At 64.2% G+C, this 17,785-nt stretch carries 12 protein-coding genes and 2 pseudogenes; 3 read left to right on the top strand and 11 right to left on the bottom strand.

Annotation, left to right across the window (positions count from 1 at the left end):
- Nucleotides 1-246: 246 nt before the first annotated feature.
- Nucleotides 247-855 carry a hypothetical protein gene (locus OOZ63_RS02885; protein WP_266003770.1) on the bottom strand — a complete coding sequence of 203 codons (609 nt, stop codon included), beginning with the start codon at nucleotides 853-855 and terminating at the stop codon, nucleotides 247-249.
- Nucleotides 856-1,251: 396 nt separating this feature from the next.
- Between OOZ63_RS02885 and OOZ63_RS02880 the strand changes: the two genes are divergently transcribed.
- Entirely contained in the window at nucleotides 1,252-5,169 is a 3,918-nt protein-coding gene (locus OOZ63_RS02880; protein ID WP_266003769.1) for a PAS domain S-box protein, read from the top strand.
- Nucleotides 5,170-5,546: 377 nt separating this feature from the next.
- On the opposite strand, the gene glmS is transcribed toward OOZ63_RS02880, so the two are convergent.
- Nucleotides 5,547-7,424: a glutamine--fructose-6-phosphate transaminase (isomerizing) gene (glmS, locus tag OOZ63_RS02875; RefSeq protein WP_266003768.1), complete on the bottom strand. Its 1,878-nt coding sequence runs from the start codon at nucleotides 7,422-7,424 to the stop codon at nucleotides 5,547-5,549.
- Nucleotides 7,425-7,567: 143 nt separating this feature from the next.
- On the opposite strand from glmS, the gene OOZ63_RS02870 reads away from it, so the two are divergent.
- Nucleotides 7,568-8,059 carry an Lrp/AsnC family transcriptional regulator gene (locus tag OOZ63_RS02870; RefSeq protein ID WP_266003767.1) on the top strand — a complete coding sequence of 164 codons (492 nt, stop codon included), beginning with the start codon at nucleotides 7,568-7,570 and terminating at the stop codon, nucleotides 8,057-8,059.
- A gap of 13 nt (nucleotides 8,060-8,072) precedes the next feature.
- Here OOZ63_RS02870 and OOZ63_RS29185 read toward each other — a convergent pair.
- The 9 genes and pseudogenes from OOZ63_RS29185 to OOZ63_RS02830 all read right to left on the bottom strand — a co-directional run.
- Nucleotides 8,073-8,171: pseudogene (locus OOZ63_RS29185) on the bottom strand (PEP-CTERM sorting domain-containing protein); the annotation flags it as partial.
- A 471-nt stretch (nucleotides 8,172-8,642) separates the two neighbouring features.
- A pseudogene (locus OOZ63_RS29180) lies at nucleotides 8,643-9,155 on the bottom strand (trypsin-like serine protease); the annotation flags it as partial.
- Between the two features lie 180 nt (nucleotides 9,156-9,335).
- The gene (locus OOZ63_RS02860; protein ID WP_266003765.1) at nucleotides 9,336-10,520 is read right to left on the bottom strand and encodes a class I SAM-dependent rRNA methyltransferase; all 1,185 of its coding nucleotides are present in this window, start codon (nucleotides 10,518-10,520) and stop codon (nucleotides 9,336-9,338) included.
- Nucleotides 10,521-10,544: 24 nt separating this feature from the next.
- A complete protein-coding gene (locus tag OOZ63_RS02855; RefSeq protein ID WP_266003764.1) occupies nucleotides 10,545-12,071 on the bottom strand; it encodes a hypothetical protein in 1,527 nt (508 codons plus the stop codon).
- On the bottom strand, nucleotides 12,068-13,000 hold the full coding sequence (locus OOZ63_RS02850) for a tyrosine recombinase XerC (RefSeq protein ID WP_266003763.1): 933 nt from the start codon (nucleotides 12,998-13,000) through the stop codon (nucleotides 12,068-12,070). The genes OOZ63_RS02855 and OOZ63_RS02850 overlap by 4 nt, the downstream gene beginning before the upstream one ends.
- Nucleotides 12,981-13,688, bottom strand: coding sequence for a DUF484 family protein (locus tag OOZ63_RS02845; protein ID WP_266003762.1), 708 nt, complete (start codon nucleotides 13,686-13,688; stop codon nucleotides 12,981-12,983). The genes OOZ63_RS02850 and OOZ63_RS02845 overlap by 20 nt, the downstream gene beginning before the upstream one ends.
- A complete protein-coding gene (dapF, locus tag OOZ63_RS02840) occupies nucleotides 13,685-14,542 on the bottom strand; it encodes a diaminopimelate epimerase (RefSeq protein ID WP_266003761.1) in 858 nt (285 codons plus the stop codon). Before dapF ends, OOZ63_RS02845 begins: the two co-directional genes overlap by 4 nt.
- Nucleotides 14,543-14,558: 16 nt before the next feature.
- Nucleotides 14,559-15,446 (bottom strand): lipid A biosynthesis acyltransferase, encoded by an 888-nt coding sequence (locus tag OOZ63_RS02835; protein WP_266003760.1) that lies wholly within the window; start codon nucleotides 15,444-15,446, stop codon nucleotides 14,559-14,561.
- A complete protein-coding gene (locus OOZ63_RS02830; RefSeq protein WP_266003759.1) occupies nucleotides 15,446-16,306 on the bottom strand; it encodes a lysophospholipid acyltransferase family protein in 861 nt (286 codons plus the stop codon). The genes OOZ63_RS02835 and OOZ63_RS02830 overlap by 1 nt, the downstream gene beginning before the upstream one ends.
- 180 nt (nucleotides 16,307-16,486) lie before the next feature.
- Between OOZ63_RS02830 and metK the strand changes: the two genes are divergently transcribed.
- Nucleotides 16,487-17,671 (top strand): methionine adenosyltransferase, encoded by a 1,185-nt coding sequence (metK, locus tag OOZ63_RS02825; protein WP_266003758.1) that lies wholly within the window; start codon nucleotides 16,487-16,489, stop codon nucleotides 17,669-17,671.
- Nucleotides 17,672-17,785 lie beyond the last annotated feature (114 nt).

Below are 17,785 nucleotides of genomic sequence, written 5' to 3'. Positions count from 1 at the left end.
CGCAAGAAAGGAGCTTCATCCAACGAAGAGAATCAAACCCAATCTACTGACGCAGGCACCTTGGGGTAGCCTCTAGCTGTGGGTCAGTATTGCGTGATCGCGATGGATCAGTTCGATGCGATCGCCAACATGCTTAGGGGCCTGTGGCCCTCGCCGGGGCCTGGTGGTGGCTTTCGAGCGCCTCGTCTCCGTGGCATACGGTGACCTGCGGGCGGCCTAGTCTGCAAGGCTCGTTCGAAGCACTGCCTAGCGTGGCTTACTCTTGGCTGCCTTGCGGGCGTCGCGTTCCATGCGACGACGCTCGGCGCGGCCCATGAACGCGTTCGGATAGCTCGGCGACGGCCCCGCCTGCCCGAAATGAACCGGCATCGGAAACTCTTTGACTAAACCCTTGAAGAGGTACACATCAGGGTTGCTCTGAAGCACATCGAGTTCGACCATTAGCTCCTGCAGCGCAGCTCTCGCCTCTTCGCTCATCTCCTCGCGGAGGTCGACGTACATAAAGTCTCGAGAGGCCTCACCATCGGCAAACGGCTCGCTAGCAATGCCGACGGCCTCTTGCAGCGTGGGCATGGTCAGCTTGATAGCGCTGCAGTAGGTGCCGAGAATGGTGCTGCGCAACTCGCGGTAGTCCTCGTACGGCTCGTTCCCCTTGGGAACGGTGAGGAAGACCCATCCACGGTTCGGCGGACGCCCTGTCATCACTATCCGGACAAACTTCTTGCCCGGGTCACTACGGTGAAGGGCGGCCTTCCAGTTCTCAACAAGGTTCCGTCGAGATACCCGGTTCTCCGCGGCTAGTGCCCGCACGATGCGTTCGTGCCCGTACAGCCGCCCGCCACGAGTATCTGCCATTGGCCGGCACCGGGCCGCCACCAGACCTGCCTTTAGCCGCCCAAGGCCGGCTACATCCATCCTGCGACGGCTTGCTTACGCTGCAGTCAAGCAAGACCCGGTACCGGCCAGGAGCAGCCTTTCAGCTCGGCCACCCAAAGCCGAGCCATGACAGCCGTGCTCGACGGCGGAACGCGCTAACGCCGCGAAAGTGAGACAGGTTAGTGGTGCGCACAAGGAACACATTGCCCCTCTCATCGAAGCAGGTACCTTGCGGAACGAACATGGCGGAAGACTACGATAGAACTGTTTCCGCTCGCGGCGTTAACATCGCCGACATTGTGGGCTCCGTCAAGGTTGTCTGACGGTCCGGTTGCAGGCCGGGACTCGACACCGGCCTAGGAATTGGAGGCGCATATGCGCCGACGGGGATATCTCTTCAGACAGCTGTTGTGGCTCACAGCAGCTGTCGCCGTACCACTCCTTGCTCTGCTGGCCTACAACGTTCAACAAGACGCGGTACAGGCACGAACAGCCGCGTACCAAGCCGTCGAGAATTATGCAGCCGGTGTTGCCCAAGACGCTAGGTCCTTGCTGTCGGCAACCGAGAGCTATCTGGCCTTCATGGCAGATCGTCCCTTGGTCAGGGCCGTCGATGAGCAGACCTGCGACCCGCTGTTGGATGGCGTGGTGCAGCGGCGACAGCACTTCGCGAATGTGTTTGTCACGGATCTAAGCGGAAGGCCGGTCTGCTCCTCCATCAAAGGACCGGGCGTCGCACCCACCACGTTCGCGCACCACGACTGGTTCAAAGAGGCGGCCAAGAGCGACGCCCTGGCGCTCAGCAAGCCCTTTCTTGCGCCGATCGCTCAGCGCACGGTTGCCGCCATGAGCCTTCCCCTGCGAGACGCTGCCCGGCGCAGGACCGGCACGGTGACCGTACTTCTCGACCTGGAAAGCCTTCAGCGCGACTGGGACCGCTACTCCCTTCCGCCCGGCAGCCGTTTGACGCTATTCGACAGCGCCGGCACGATCATGGTCACCAGACCCGGCTTCGGGGAAATGGTGGGCAAGGATGCCAGTGCCATCCTGAATACGGCGTTGACAGTGAATCCATCTGGGATCGGGATAGCGCCCGGGGTCGATGGCGTTGAGCGCGCATTTGCTCTCAAGTCCATACGAGCCGGCGGTTGGCAAGCTGCTGCAGCCATTCCGGCATCGGATGTCTTCGCCGGCTACCGCGCGCAGGTGCAGCGCAGCATCGTCGTGGGATCTATCGTCGTGCTGGCGGTGCTTGCCTTTGCCGTAGCGATGGCCCGGCGAATGTCTGCGCCGCTCGCAGCTTTGGCAAGGACCGCACGAGCCGTTGCGAGTGGTGATCTCGCCGTCCGCGCTACCGCGTCAGTCCCTGGAGAGTTCGGTTTGGTGGCGAGCGAGTTCAACGCCATGCTCGACGCTCGCCAGGTTGCGGAAGCCGAACTCCATGAGTCCGAGAGGCGGTATGCCGACCTGCTTGCCAATGTCGAGATGGTTTCGTTGATGCTCGACACGGCTGGCCATGTCACTTACTGCAACGACTACCTCCTGTCGCTCGCCGGGTACTCCAGAGAAGAGCTGACCGGTGCCGACTGGATGCTCGAACTGGTACCCCCCGAATGCCGCGATATCCGTGAGGTTTTTGCTGCCGCCATGAACGGGGGCGTGCTGCCACGACACGTCGAGCACGAGATCGTGACCCGGTCTGCCGGCAGACGGTTGGTGCAGTGGCACAACTCCGTCCTGCGATCGACCATTGGCGAGATCGTCGGCATGGCAAGCCTCGGAGTCGACATCACGGAAGTCCGCCTCGCCCAGATTCGCGAGCGTCGACACACAGACTTTTACACGGCGCTTTCTCGAACGAACGGCGCCATCGTGCGAATGTCCGATCCCCAGACGCTTTACCAGGAGATTTGCAGGATATGCGTCGAGCATGGGCACGCCAGCATTGCCTATGTCTCCCTGGTTGATGGCGACCTGATCAGGCCCGCCGCATGGTCTGGGCCCGCAGACGCGTTCCTGCGCGACTTCGCCGTGCCGCTTGATGTCAAGCTTCCTGCGGGACGCGGGCTGACCGCAGAGGCATTTCGCTCAGGCATACGGCAGGTCTCGAACAACTACGAGGATGACCCGCGAACTCTGCCATGGCGAGAACGCGCCCGGGCGATTGGCACTCAGGCGGCAGCCACCTTTCCGTTTCGGCGCGGCGGAAAGACGATCGGCACGCTCAGCTTGCACATGACGATTGGCGGCTTCTTCGACGACCGCTTGATTGGCCTGGTGGAAGAGATGACCGGGGATGTGTCATTCGCTCTCGACAATTTCGACCGCGAGCGGGCTCGCGCCGTTGCGGAACACCAGGCGGAGTCCGATTCCCAACGCTTTCGAACGCTGTTCCAGACCGCCCCGGCTGCGATGTCCATCGTGTCTCTTGCTGATCAACGCTTGCTTGACATTAACGAGGCCTTCCAAAGTTTCGCTGGCCTGACACGACAGGAAATCATCGGGCGCGACGCCTTCGAAGAAGGCCTGTGGCCTGGCGATCAGGAGCGTGCCGACTTCGTCAGAGAGTTCCGCGACAGCGGGCGGGTTCGAAACTTCCAGATGCGCGGGACGGACCACGTGGGCAAGCAACGGGACTACTTGCTTCAGGCCGACCGTGTCGAATTCGCCGAGCAGGCGTGCGTGTTGACGATCGCCAGCGATGTCACCGAGCTCCGGGACGCACAACGCATGCTCAATGACCGGGAGAAACAGCTTTCGGGGCTCGTTGAAACGGCCATGGACGCCATCATCTCGATCGACTCACAACATCGAGTGCGGTTGTTCAACCGCGCAGCAGCGGAGCTGTTTCAGGTGTCAGAGCTCGACGCCATGGATAGCAACATCGAACGATTCATTCCAAGTCGGCTGCGTGGCGGCCACATGGAGCACGTCAACGAGTTCGCACGCTTTGGCAGCACGGCACGTCGGATGGGTGGTCTTCACACACTGGCGGGACTTCGCGCCGACGGGACCGAGTTCCCCATCGAGGCTTCGATATCCAGGCTTTGCCAAGACGACTCGGTGCTGATGACGGTCGTCATTCGGGACGCCACCGAGATGCGGCGAGCCGAGCAGGGGCGTCTTGCGCAAGCTGCCGCGGAGTCGGCGAGTCTGGCCAAGTCCGAGTTCTTGTCTCGCATGAGCCATGAACTGCGTACACCGCTGAACGCAGTGCTTGGGTTCTCTCAGCTGTTGCAGAGCGATGTCAAGGACCCGCTGTCGGCGAGCCACCAGAATCAGATTGATCACATACGGCGCGCAGGATGGCATCTGCTGGCACTGGTCAACGATGTGCTGGACGTTTCGAAGATCGAAGCCGGCAAGGTCGACGTGGAAGAGAGCAGCGTCGATGTTCCGGACCTGCTGGACGAGGTCGTTCGCATCAGTGAACCTGCGGCGAGCCAGCTGGGTGTAGTGATTGCCACCACCTATCGGCGCAGCGAGGGCGTCCTGGTGTGGGCGGACCCCAGGCGACTGCGTCAAGTGATGATCAACCTGCTGTCGAATGCCACCAAGTACAACCGGCCTGGCGGGCGGGTGGAGATTGGCATCTCCATTGAGGAAGATCAGACCCATATCGATGTTCAGGACACCGGCATCGGAATGAGCGCCAAGCAGATGGCGCATCTCTACGAGCCCTTCAACCGCCTCGGTCGCGAAAGCATTGCGGTCGAAGGCACGGGACTGGGCCTCGCTCTGACGAAGCAGCTCGTGCAACTCATGCACGGTCGACTCGACATCACCAGCGAAGAGGGTCTTGGCACCCGGGTTCGCGTCACCATGCCCTCGCACGATTCGATCGCACCTTCCAGTGCGTTTTCTCCGTTGGTCACGCAACAGACAGCGGTGAGTGACGAGTCCCTCCCGACCGGCGTTGTGCTGTACATCGAGGACAACCCGGTCAATCTGCTGTTGGTCGAGCAATTGCTCTTGCGCTGGCCGGGCGTCGTTCTTGCACAGGCTGAGAACGGAATGGATGGGATCGCGCTGGCTCGGACCGTCGAACCCGACTTGATCCTGCTCGACATGCGGCTGCCCGATATGGACGGCGTCGCAGTGTTGGCGGCACTGAGCGGTGAGGGGGGCGGTGTTGGTTGTCCAGTGATTGCTTTATCAGCGAGCGCGATGCCGGACGAAGTTGGCGCAGCGCGCAAAGCGGGGGCCTTCGACTATTGGACGAAACCCTTGGACTTCGAGCATTTTCTTCGTGAGATGAGACGGCTGCTGCGTTCGAAGAGGGAGGTTGAATGACTGATCTACTCGACTGCCTACGTCAGCTCAGGGTCGATTCCGTCCGGTCGCGCCGCGTCGGACCGGACATTCGATCTCGGAGTGCCGCACCGGCTGTCAAATGACCGGTCTCGGAGGTGCAGCGGCCATACGTGCAGATGACCGTCGAACGGCCGCTGATGATTGCAGCGGTCGCTCAGCCTGTGGGTCGCGAATGAATCTGACCAGCCTGGTGCAGCCGCTCGTGCTTCTCGACTTGAGTCGTTGAAGTAGTCGTCGCTGCGACCGGCCAGTTTTCGACTCTTTTTGCACGGAACACCATGCTGGAGGATGAGCCCGACGGACTTTATTTTTCCCCGACGGACTTTATTTGTTGCAGTCAATTCGAAGTACCCCCTTCACTCCACCGTCACACTCTTGGCCAGATTGCGTGGCTTGTCGACGTCGGTACCACGCGCGCAGGCTGTGTGGTAGGCCAGCAGCTGCAGCGGAATCACGTGCAGTATGGGGCTCAAGCTGCCGTAGTGCTCGGGCATGCGGATTACATGCAGGCCCGGCTCGCTTTCAATCCGGGTGTCGCCGTCGGCGAACACATAGAGCTGACCACCGCGGGCGCGGACCTCCTGCATATTGCTCTTTAGCTTCTCCAGCAGTGCATCGTTGGGCGCCACCGTGACAACCGGCATCTCGGCGGTCACCAGGGCCAGAGGACCGTGCTTGAGTTCGCCGGCCGGGTAGGCCTCGGCGTGGATATAGCTGATCTCCTTGAGCTTGAGTGCGCCTTCCAGAGCGATCGGATAATGCAGTCCGCGGCCAAGGAAGAGCGCGTTTTCCTTGCGTGCGAACTCCTCGCTCCATGCGATCACCTGCGGCTCCAGCGCCAGCACGGCCTGCACTGCCACCGGCAGATGGCGCAGGGCCTTAATGTGCTCAGCCTCCTGCGCCTCGCTCAGATGGCCGCGCGTCTGCGCCAGCGCCAGGGTCAGCATGAACAGACCTACCAGCTGGGTCGTAAAGGCCTTGGTGGAGGCCACGCCGATCTCGGCGCCGGCACGGGTGATATACGCAAGCTCACATTCGCGCACCATCGCGCTAGTGGCAACATTGCAGATCGTCAGCGTATGCGTCATGCCTTGAGCGCGGGCATGCTTGAGCGCGGCCAGCGTGTCGGCGGTCTCTCCGCTCTGGCTGATCGTGACGACCAGCGTGCGCGGGTTCGGCACGCTGTCACGGTAGCGGTACTCGCTGGCGATCTCGACGCTGGTAGGGATCTTGGCGATGCTCTCCAGCCAGTACTTGGCAGTTGAGCCAGAGTAGTAGCTGGTGCCGCAGGCCAGGATCAGCACCGAGTCGATCTCCTTGAAGATGCGATATGCACCGTCGCCGAACAGCTCCGGGCTGATGCCGGTCACCGCATCCAGCGTGTTGGCAATGGCCACCGGCTGCTCGAAGATCTCCTTCTGCATATAGTGGCGATAGGGGCCTAGCTCAGCCGCGCCGCTGTGCGCGTGCACGGTGCGCACCTCGCGAGTCTGGGCCTCATAGCGGCCGGTCTCGGTGTTGAGCTTGCTGATCCAGTAGCGGCCCAACTGCAGGTCAACCACATCACCCTCCTCCAGATAGACGATCTGGTCGGTAACTCCGGCCAGGGCCATCGCGTCCGAGGCGACGAAGTGTTCGCCCTGCGCCGCCTCGGTGCCGATCCCCAGCACCAGCGGCGAACCCTCGCGTGCGGCGATCACACGGTGCGGCTCGTCGCGCGCGAACACGGCAATCGCATAAGCGCCCTTGAGGCGGGTCAGCGCCTGCTGCACCGCCTCCAGTAGATCTCCGTTGTAGAGCTGGTCGACCAGATGGCAGATCACCTCAGTGTCGGTCTGGCTGGTGAAGACATAGCCGCGGGCCTTCAGCTCGGCGCGCAGCTCGTCATGGTTCTCGATGATGCCGTTGTGGACCAGCGCGATCCGACCGGCGGTTGCGGTGTTGGCATCGGCGCCCGCGCCATGCGAGAAATGTGGATGGGCGTTGTGCACCGCCGGCGCGCCATGGGTAGCCCAGCGGGTGTGGGCGATGCCGGTGCCAGAGGCGATGCCGTCCTCGGCCGCCAGCGCATGCAATTCGGCCACGCGCGAAGTGCTACGGGCGCGCTTGAGCTCGCCGCCCTGGTGCACTGCCACGCCGCAGGAGTCATACCCGCGATATTCCAGGCGCTTCAGGCCCTCGATGAGGATGGGAACGATATTGCGCTGACTGACGGCGCCGACGATGCCACACATGCGTTTCTCCTGCCTGAAGGCGTTGAGTAGATGCCAGATGGTAGGCAGGCAGAAGAAACCAATGTTTTCAAATTTATATCGATAATGAAATAATCAACCACACTCATTGTTTTGAGAAAAGATCTGTCAAATATCAGTCTTCTATGAACACTTTCGTCACTTCTATAGCGCTGGACACCACCGATTTGCGGGTGTTGGATTTGTTGCAGCGGGACGCCTCGCTCTCCAACCAGGCACTGGCCGAGCTAGCCCATGTGTCGCCGGCCACCTGTCTGCGGCGCGTCAAGCGCCTGGTCGAGATCGGCATCATCGAGCGGCGCGTGGCTATCTTGTCGCCCGACAAGCTGGGCGCCGGCCTCAGCGCCATCGTCGAGATCACGCTGGACCGCCAGGGGGCCGAGCATCTGGCGGCCTTCGAGCACAAGCTGCTGGCCGAGGCCGCGGTACAGCAGTGTTACCGCGTATCACCCGGGCCCGATTTCGTGCTGATTCTGCAGGTGCCCGATATGCCGGCCTATCACGCGCTGGTGCTGCGGCTGTTCACGCAGGACGCCAATGTCCGCAACGTCAAGACCTTCTTCAGCGTGTTGCGCAGCAAGTTCGAACCGCGCCTGGCCTTGCCGGGCGCGGCCTGAGGGCCCGCCTGTTTCAGCGCTGCGCTTCGCGGCGGCGCGTCGCCACACCCATCAAGCCCAGACCGGCCAGGAACAACGCGTAGGTCTGCGGCTCGGGCACGGCGGTAACAGACGCGATCCAGCCGAGGTGGGAAAAGACCGCGGTGGAACCAGACAGATCGCCATAGCTGGACGAATTGCTGGTGCTGGCATCGCAGTTGAGCCCGAAATTGCTGCAGGCCTCCCAGCCCCAGGAATGCACACCGCTGAGCAGCCACTCGCTGCCGCTCCAGATGAAGTCACCGCCCCCGGAGTCGCCACCGGCGATCAGCGCCTCATTGACACCCAGACCATTGCTACTGGTCCAAGCATTGCCTGTCAGGCCGGCCAGTCGTCCCAGGGTGTTATTGCGATTGATGCCGCTGTCGAAGTCCGACATATAGGTCAGACCATGCTTGTAATAGTCGGCGTCATAGCCCCAACTGGAATCGTTGGCATCGATCACCTGGTTGAAGGTCTGGCTGTCTACATCAAAGGTGTTGTAGCCGTAGTGTCCGTACAGACCATCGCCCCAATTGGTGTCGGTGTTGCTGGACCCAACGCTGGTCGTACCGTAGCCGGCCATCAGATAGTCCTTGCCGATATCGATCGTCGTGCTGAGCTTGTAGCCCTGGATGGACGTGACCTTCTGGTCGAGCTTGAGGATCGCGATATCGGCGCCGGTGTCCAGGTCGCCGGTCCAGCCGCCGTGGACGATGGCACCACCCACCGCCACATTGCGGGTCACGCTGGCCACGCCGTTGTAGTAGCCGAACTCCACCTTCATTGAGGTGAAGTTGTCCGCGCAATGCGCGGCGGTCAGCACGTATTGCCCGCCAGCCAGCAGCGAGCCCGAGCATGCCCAGATGCCTTCGCTATTGCTATAGGTGATGGAAGCCACGCCGTCGAGGGCGCCGGCCACGCCGTTAAATGCCTGGCCAGGTGCAAAGCGCCAGTTGGACGGCGACGAGGTATTGCCCGTGTTGGGTACGAGATCGCCCAGCGCGTAAGCCTGGGTGCCGGCGCCGAGCAGGCAGCAGACAGCCGCCACGAAGGCCAGTTTGAAACGAGAACGCATGGATATTCCCCCTGAGAACGCGCTGAGTGCGCTGTTTGTTGTCAATTGATCCGGACGTGAATATGTCACGAAGCAAATGGCGCCTCGGGTGGCCTACCCCCCCTTTTCACGGGCAGCACTATCCCCTAAGTGAAGTCCTGGGGGTCAGGTCTTGCACATACGCCACCACCCAGCCGCACCTCAGCCGCGCTTGAGCACCAGCAGACCCTTCAGGTACTCGCCCTCTGGGAAGCAGATGGTCTGCGGATGGTCGGGTGCAGCGGCCACGCGCTCGAGGATGTAGCCATCGGCCGGCGCATCCAGGCCGGCGCCGGCGACGATCTTGTGGAACAGGTCCGGCGCGATGCCGCCCGAGCAGGAGAAGGTGAACAGCAGGCCGCCAGGCACAAGCAGCTTGAAGGCCAGGCGGTTGATGTCCTTGTAGGCGCGGGCAGCGCGCTCGGCGTGGGCCACCGTCGGCGCGAACTTCGGGGGATCTAGAACGATAGCATCGAAGCGTTCGCCGGCCTCCAGCAGGCCGCGCAGGGTCTGGTTGACGTCAGCGTCCCGCGCCTCGTGGCGACCGGGCTCGAAGCCGTTCAACGCCACGTGGGCGCTGGCCCGTGCCAGCGCCGGTGCCGAGGAATCGACACTGATGACACGCTCGGCGCCGCCGGCCAGCGCCGCCACCGAGAAGCCGCCGGTGTAGCTATAGCAGTTCAGCACGCGCTTGCAGCCGTAGTGGCGCACCGCGTCGGCAAAGCGCTTGCGGTTGTCGCGCTGGTCCAAGTAGTAGCCGGTCTTGTGTCCGGTCGCGACATCCAGGCTCAGCCGCCACTGGTGCTCGGCGATCGTCAACTCGGTCGCACCCTCGCCATGCAGCCAGCCGGTGCGCTCCTCCAGACCCTCCAGTCCGCGCGCACTGGCGTCCGAACGCTCGTACAGGCGACTCAGCCCGGTCTGCTTGAGCAGGCTGGAGACGATGGCACTCTTCCAGCGCTCCACGCCCACGGCACCGAACTGCGCGACCAAGGTGTCACCGTAGCGGTCGACGATTAGGCCCGGCAGGCCATCGGCCTCGCCATGGATCAGGCGCAGCGCGTCGGAGGCAATCGGCAGCCGCTTGCGCATCGCCAGGGCTTCGGCGATTCGGGCCTCGAAAAAGGCTGCGTCGATACGCTGGCCTTCATCGAAGCTCCAGGCCCGCAGCCGGATCTGCGACCTCGGACTGAACGCGGCCCAGCATAGGAACTGGCCTTCGTGCGACTCGACCCGCACGGTCTCGCCCGGGTCGCCTCCGCCCTTTTGCAGTGAGCTTTCAAACACCCAAGGGTGGCGGCGTTGCAGCGAGCGTTCCTTGCCCGCGCGAAGACGTATGGATTTCATGCGGCAGATTGTCGCCGCAGCGGCTCATCGGCTGAGTGCGCCGAAGGCGTAGCCCAGCGAGACATTGACGAGGGGCGAGGACTGCGTCTGCCCACGCAAGGTACGCCATTGGCCGACACCGGTGCGCAACCGCACGCGTTCGGCCTCGCCAAAGCGCCACTCAGCCCAGGCCTCGGCCTGGGCCACTGCGCCGCCTGTCACCGCGACGCCTCCGCCGCCCGCGGCGCCAACCAACACTTCTGCGCCCACGCGCGGCCCACCGGCCAGCGGTCGACCCTGCAAGCCCAGACCGAACAGGCCAAAGGAATAGGCCCCGGCGCGCCCGAAGGCCGCACTGCCGGCCTGGGCCGTGCCGTAAAGATGGGTGCCGAGATCGCGGCTGATTAACATTGCAAGATGGCCGACGCTGGTCTCGTGTCCATCCTTAAACCTGACCTTGGGCAGGTGCATCAGGCTGGCATAGACGCTTTGCGTGCGTACCACGCCGCCCTCGTCATTGGGCTGGCCGAACAGCCCGGTAGCCTTGTCCAGAGGCAGACCCAGCGAGGCGCGCACATAGGTGGACTTGAAGCTGCCCGTCAGGGAGCCCATCACGCCGGCATCCAGGTGCAGCGCCGGTCCCCAGGGGGATTTCCAGCGCAGGGTCGGACCGCCCTTAACCAGCCAGCCGTTGCCGGTATCAACATCGCCACCGCCGCCCAGGCCGGTCGCCACATGCCAGCCGGCGCGCAGATTCGGACCGCCCAGACCATAGTCCTGGCCCATGGTCGCCAGCACCTCCATATAGCCATCGGCACCGCCGGACGCAGCTCCAGCCGCCTCCAAGCCCCACCAGGCACCTTCGGTCACATACTGGCGCAGAACCGCACCGGCCTTGCCCATGCGCTGGGCCGGCGCACCACTGCGGGTGCGGGCGCCGGCGCGCGGCTTGTAGGAGCCCACGCTGAGAGAGACCTCATCAATACCCAGCCCGCTGCGACGCGCGTTATGGACACGCCGCCCGGCGTCGGCCGGCGCATAGCTGAAGAAACCATCCGAATAACCTAGCACCAGGCCAAGCGAGGTGCCGCGCACATTGCCGCGGCCATTCGGGAATGCGGTGTGGGCCAACGACAGGCCGCTATACCAGTTGCCGAACTCGGTGCGCAGCGACAGCTCGGGCCTGAGCATCAGGCCACCTCCGAAGCGCACCCGATCCGAACTCAAGCCACCGCCGGCGCCGGCATAGAGGCCCGCCGCCGCATGGGTGCTGGAGCCCAGCCGCCAGCGCCGCTGGGCAGTGAAACCCACCGTGAAGATGCCGCCAAAATTGCCCTTGGCCGCCCCGTAAAAGCTCGGACCCACGCCCCAGTCCTCGTTCATCGCGACGAGATAGCTAGCACCCAGCAGCGCGATGCGCTCGCCGGTGGGCATTTTGAGCGGCGTCCAATTGGCCTCGAAGGCGGCGGGCTGGGCCTGCAAAAAGCCCGGCCGCGGCAGCGGCGACTGGGCCTGCACGGTGCCGCTGAGCACCAGGAGCGCAAACAAGGGCAAGAGGTGACGAGGTTTCATTGCTTTTTCTTGGCGCGCGGATGCGCGGCGTCGTAGACCTTGGCCAAGTGCTGGTAGTCCAGCTTGGTATAGACCTGGGTGGTGGTGATATGGGCATGGCCCAGCAGCTCCTGCACCGCGCGCAGATCGCCGCTTGACTGCAGCAGGTGCGAGGCGAATGAGTGGCGCAGCATATGCGGGTGCACATGGGTCGACATACCGGCGGCTAAAGCGCGCGCCTTCAATAGCGCGCGCACCTGGGCCTCGTTGATACGGCCGCCTCGCATGCCCACCAAGAGGGCTGGCTCGCCGGCCCGCGCTCGCTGCGGGCGCAGCGCCAGCCAGGCCTGCAAGGCGCTGATCGCCGCGCGGCCCAGCGGCACGCTGCGGCGCTTGCTGCCCTTGCCCAGCACCTGAGCCTCGGCGCTGGCCAGATCGACCCAGCCCCGCGCAGTGCCGCTGGCCTGGGCATCCAGGCCCACCAGCTCGGCCACGCGCAGGCCACAGCCGTAGAGCAGCTCGACAATGCAGCGGTCACGAGCCTCCAGCACAGGGTCGGCCCTGGTGTCGGCATGGTCGGCCAGTTGCACCGCATCGTCGGCCGACAAGGCCTTGGGCAGGGGCTTGGCCGCCTTGGGCGCTCGCAGGCCCTCGATGGGATTGAGCGCCACCAGCCGCTCCCCACCCAGCCAGCGATACAGTCCACGCCAGGCGGACAGCAGCAAACCCAGCGTGCGCGGCCCCAGACCCTCGCGATGCAGTTGTGCCACCCAGCGCCGTGCTTGCGCGGTCTGCAGGCGCAGCAGTTCCACGCCATCGCGCAAGGCCAGCGCCTGCAGGCGCTGCAGCGAGTCCTCATAAAGACTCAGCGTGCGCGGCGCCAGCCGGCGCTGCACACGGGCATGCGCCAGATAGCGCTGCAGCAAATCCTCAGTCTGCGGCGCCGACATCAGGAGCAGCCGCCGCCGGCAGCAGCCGCGCCAGGCCGGCACTGGCGATCTCGCCGATGCGGGCCAGGAACTCTGTACCCATCTCGGCCGTGTAGCGGGTCGGGTCGGGGGAGCCCAAGACCAGCATGCCAAAGGCCTGCCCTCCCTGTGACAGCGGAATCAGGGCCAGCGAAGTTACACCGTGGCTCTGGTCAAGCCAGCGCGCTGCCTCGAAGCCCGAGTTGACACCGCAATAGGGCTGATTCAGGCTCGCCGCGAAGCTCTTCACATCCTGGCTGACCGCTTGGGCAAACTCGGCCCCGGCATGCACGGCATCAACGCCCCACAACCGCAGCCCGGCCTGCGGAATCATGAACTGGTGGCGCAGCTCCTGCAGCAGAACTGCCGGCAGCGCCGCGGCATCCCGCGTCTGCATCAGCGTCAGGGTCCAGCGGTGCAGGCGGTCGGCGATCGACACATTTTCCTGGCCGTTGCGGATCATCTCGATGATCTTGTGCTCCAGACCCTTGATCTTCTCGCGCAGCATCTCAGCCTGGCGCTCCTGCAGCGACACCGCGCGCTGGCCGAGCGGATGGCTCAGCTGCACGCTCGCCAGCAGCTCGGCATGGCGCTCGAAAAAGCCGGGCGTATTGGCCAGGAAGTCGGCGATGTCCTGTTCGGTGATGCCTTGGGTACCTTCGGTGCTCACAGCGTGATCTCTCCATCAAAAACGGTTTGTGCCGGGCCCGTCATTAAGACCGGCGCTGCCAGGCCCTGACTCAGGCCGGCCCACTCAATCGTCAGCAGGCCGCCCAGTGCTTGCACGTCCACCCGCTCGTCCAACCAGCCAAGTCGGATGCCGGCCACCACGGCTGCGCAGGCCCCGGTGCCGCAGGCCAGGGTCTCGCCGGCACCGCGTTCGAACACGCGCAGCTTGATGCGGCCGCGGTCCAGCACCTGCATGAAGCCGGCATTAACCCGGCGCGGAAAGCGCGCATGCCGCTCGACCTGTGGACCCACACTCAGCACTGGCGCGGTCTCGACGTTGGCGACGCGTTGCACCGCATGGGGGTTGCCCATCGACAGCACCGCCACCTCACTATCCAGTCCCTCAAGCGACCAGAGCTCGAAGCCATGGACCATCTCTGGGGTCAGGCCTTGCGCGTCAAATGGCACCTGCGGCAGCGCAAACACCGGCGCGCCCATGTCCACGGTGACCCGGCCGTCATCGCGCAGTCGTAGCTCCAGCACCGCATTGACTGTCTCAACCTTGATGCTGCGCTTATCGCTGAGCCCTTTGTCAGACACATAGCGAACGAAGCAGCGCGCGCCATTGCCGCAATGCTCGACCTCGTCGCCATCGTTGTTAAAGATGCGGTAGCGAAAGTCGATACCCGGCGTGCCAGAGCGCTCGATCACCAGAATCTGGTCGCAGCCGACGCCAAAACGGCGGTCACCTAGCGCGCGCAGCTGCGCCTCGCTCAGTGCGAGCGGCGCCTGGGTAGCGTCAATGACGACAAAGTCGTTGCCGGCCCCCTGCATCTTGGTGAAGCGAAGTTTCATGGCGCGATTATCACCGTCAGTACAGGCCCGGCTCGCCCTCGGGCCGGGTCTTGAAGCGCTTGTGCACCCACAGATACTGGGCAGGTCGCTCGCGGATGCGGGCCTCCAGCCATTGATTGAGCCTGAGTGCATCGGCCTCGGGGTCGTCGCTGGGGTAGCCGGCCAGGGGCTCGCCGGCCTCGACTTCGTAGCCCTGGCCGCCTGGCAGCATGGTGACGACGATGGGCTGGACCCGCATCTGCATGCTGCGAGCCAGCCGTGAGGGCGCCAACAGCGTTGAGGCCGGCACGCCGAAAAAGGGCACAAAGGCCGACTCGCGCTCGCCGAAGTCCATGTCTGGCGCATTCAGATAGGCATAGCCCTGGCGGATCAGGCGCAGCACCGGGCGTATGCCCTCGCTGCGCTGCACGAAGGCGGTGGTGCCGAAGCGCGAGCGCCCGGCCAGCATGCGGGCATCGAAGACCGGGTTGCTCTGCGCCTGGTACATATCGACGCCGGGGCTTGTCTGGTTGAGCATCAGGGCCGGGCCCGACCATTCGAGGCCGACGAAATGCGGCAGCAGCCACATCACGGGAGCGCCCCCCTGCTCGGCCAGCTTGATATTGCCCTTGACGCGCACTAGCTTCTGCAAGCGCTCGGCCGGCGCAAACCACAGCAGTCCACGCTCCAGAAAGCTGCGACCCAGCCAGCCGAAGTGCTCGCGCGCCAGAAGCTCGCGCTGAACCGGCGTCTGCTCGGGAAAGCACAGCTCGAGATTGCGCAGTGCCACTTTGCGGCGCGACCCAGCCGCATGCCAGAGCAGCCAGCCCAGGCCTCGGCCCAGCGCCGCCAGCAGGCCTAGTGGCAAGAAATGTAGAAGCCACAAGAGCCCGATGAAGAGATGGGCGGACAGACGGCCCAGCATCAAGCGTCCCGCCCCAGGTCCAGGCCGCGCGGGTTTTTGTAGCGGTGATAGCCCCACAGATATTGCTGGGGCGCGAGCAGGATCAGGTCTTCCATAGCCTTGTTGATGATGGCGGCAGCGGATTCTGGCGTGGAATCGGCCGGCAGGCTCGGCCCTGGACTGATCCGCACCACATAGCCGCGCCCGCGGCTCAGGCGTTCACCCCAGATCAGCAGGATGGGCGCGCCGCTTTGCAGGCTCAGCTTGGCGGCCAAGGTCATCGTGTAGGCCGGGCGGCCGAAGAACGGAGCCCATACGCCCAGGCCCTCGGGCGGCACCTGATCGGGCAGGAGACCCACCGCCTGCCCTTGGCGCAAGGCCCGCAGCATCTGGCGCACACCAGCCAGACTTGCCGGTGCTGTGGCCAGGCCCGGGCGCTCGCGCGTGCCGTCCAGCAGCTCGCGCATCCAGGCCTTGCGTGCCGGGCGGAACAGCACGGTAATCGGCGCTCGCGCGCCGAAGGCCTCGGCATAGGTTTGGGCCGTGACCTCGAAACAGCCCATATGCGGGGTCAGCAGGATCAGCCCATGCCCCTGGGCCAGCGCCACCTCGACATGCTCGCTGCCCTCCAGCCGCACCCGCGCACCCAGGCCCTGGCTGTGCGGCCGCAGCCACAGCCAGGGCAGCTCGCCGATCATTCGGCCGGCGTGCGCAACAGCCGGTCTCGCCTGGGCCCAGCGCAGACCGGCCGTTTGCACATTGGCCTTGAAGCGGGAGCGATAGCTGGGCGACAGCGCCCAGCTGAGCCAACCCACCGCAGCCCCCAGGCCATGCAGCAGCCACAAGGGGCAGCGGGAGAGCAAACGCAGCAACAAGGACATTTGTGTTTCTATAATCGACTGATCGCCGAGTTAATTTGGACAACTTGCGGGGCGATGCGGGTGTTTATCAAGCCATTGAGAACCCGCCGGGCTGTCAAGCTCAATAAATGCCGCTAAAGCGTTCGCCGCGTCTCCCGACAGCACGGCAACGCCGACCGACTGACGACTAGGAGCATACAAGTGGCGAACAGCGATTTTCTCTTTACTTCGGAATCCGTCTCCGAAGGACATCCCGATAAGGTGGCCGATCAGATCTCGGACGCAATTCTTGACGCCATCTTCGAGCAGGATCCGCGCTCCCGCGTGGCAGCCGAGACCCTGTGCAACACCGGCCTGGTGGTGCTGGCCGGCGAGATCACGACCAATGCCCATGTGGACTACATCCAGGTGGCGCGCGACACGATCAAACGCATCGGCTACGACAACACCGAGTACGGCATCGACTACAAGGGCTGCGCGGTGCTGGTGGCCTATGACAAGCAGAGCAATGACATCGCCCAGGGCGTCGACCACGCCTCTGACGATCATCTGAACATCGGCGCCGGCGACCAGGGCCTGATGTTCGGCTATGCCTGCGACGAGACGCCCGAGCTGATGCCCGCGCCGATCTACTACGCCCACCGTCTGGTCGAACGCCAGGCCCAGCTGCGCAAGGACGGCCGCCTGCCCTATCTGCGTCCCGACGCGAAGAGCCAGGTGACGATGCGCTACGTCGACGGCAAGCCGCACAGCATCGACACCGTCGTGCTGTCGACCCAGCACGCCCCCGAGTGGAGCCTTGGCGACAAGATGAAGCCCGAGTTCTATGAGGCGGTGCGCGAGGAGATCATCAAGCCGGTGCTGCCCAAGGAATGGATCACGGCCGACACCAAGTACCTGATCAACCCGACCGGTCGCTTTGTCATCGGTGGCCCGCAGGGCGATTGCGGACTGACCGGCCGCAAGATCATCGTCGACACCTATGGCGGCGCCTGCCCGCACGGCGGCGGTGCCTTCTCCGGCAAAGACCCGAGCAAGGTCGACCGCTCGGCCGCCTACGCGGCCCGCTATGTGGCCAAGAACATCGTCGCCGCCGGCCTGGCACGCCAATGCCAGATCCAGGTCGCCTACGCGATCGGTGTCGCCCGCCCGATGAATGTCACGGTCTATACCGAGGGCACCGGCGTGATCTCCGACGAGAAGATCGCCGCGCTGGTGCAGGAGCATTTCGACTTGCGGCCCAAGGGCATCATCCAGATGCTGGACCTGCTGCGCCCGATCTACTCCAAGACAGCCGCCTACGGCCACTTCGGCCGCGAAGAGCCCGAGTTCACCTGGGAACGCACCGACAAGGCAGCAGCGCTGCGCGCCGCTGCCGGCCTGTAGGGCACAGAGGCCCTCAACCTAAGCCACCGCAAGGTGGCTTTTTTACGACCGCCGCCACAGCTCGCAACAACTGCGTACAAGCTCAATCTCGGCTCTCGCTAAGCTGTGCCAGCC

The sequence above is a fragment of the Paucibacter sp. PLA-PC-4 genome (assembly GCF_026241155.1).
Classification (GTDB): Bacteria; Pseudomonadota; Gammaproteobacteria; order Burkholderiales; family Burkholderiaceae_C; genus Roseateles_E.
The sequence above is the reverse complement of the archived record's forward strand: the minus strand, read 5'-3'. Positions and strand labels throughout refer to the sequence as shown.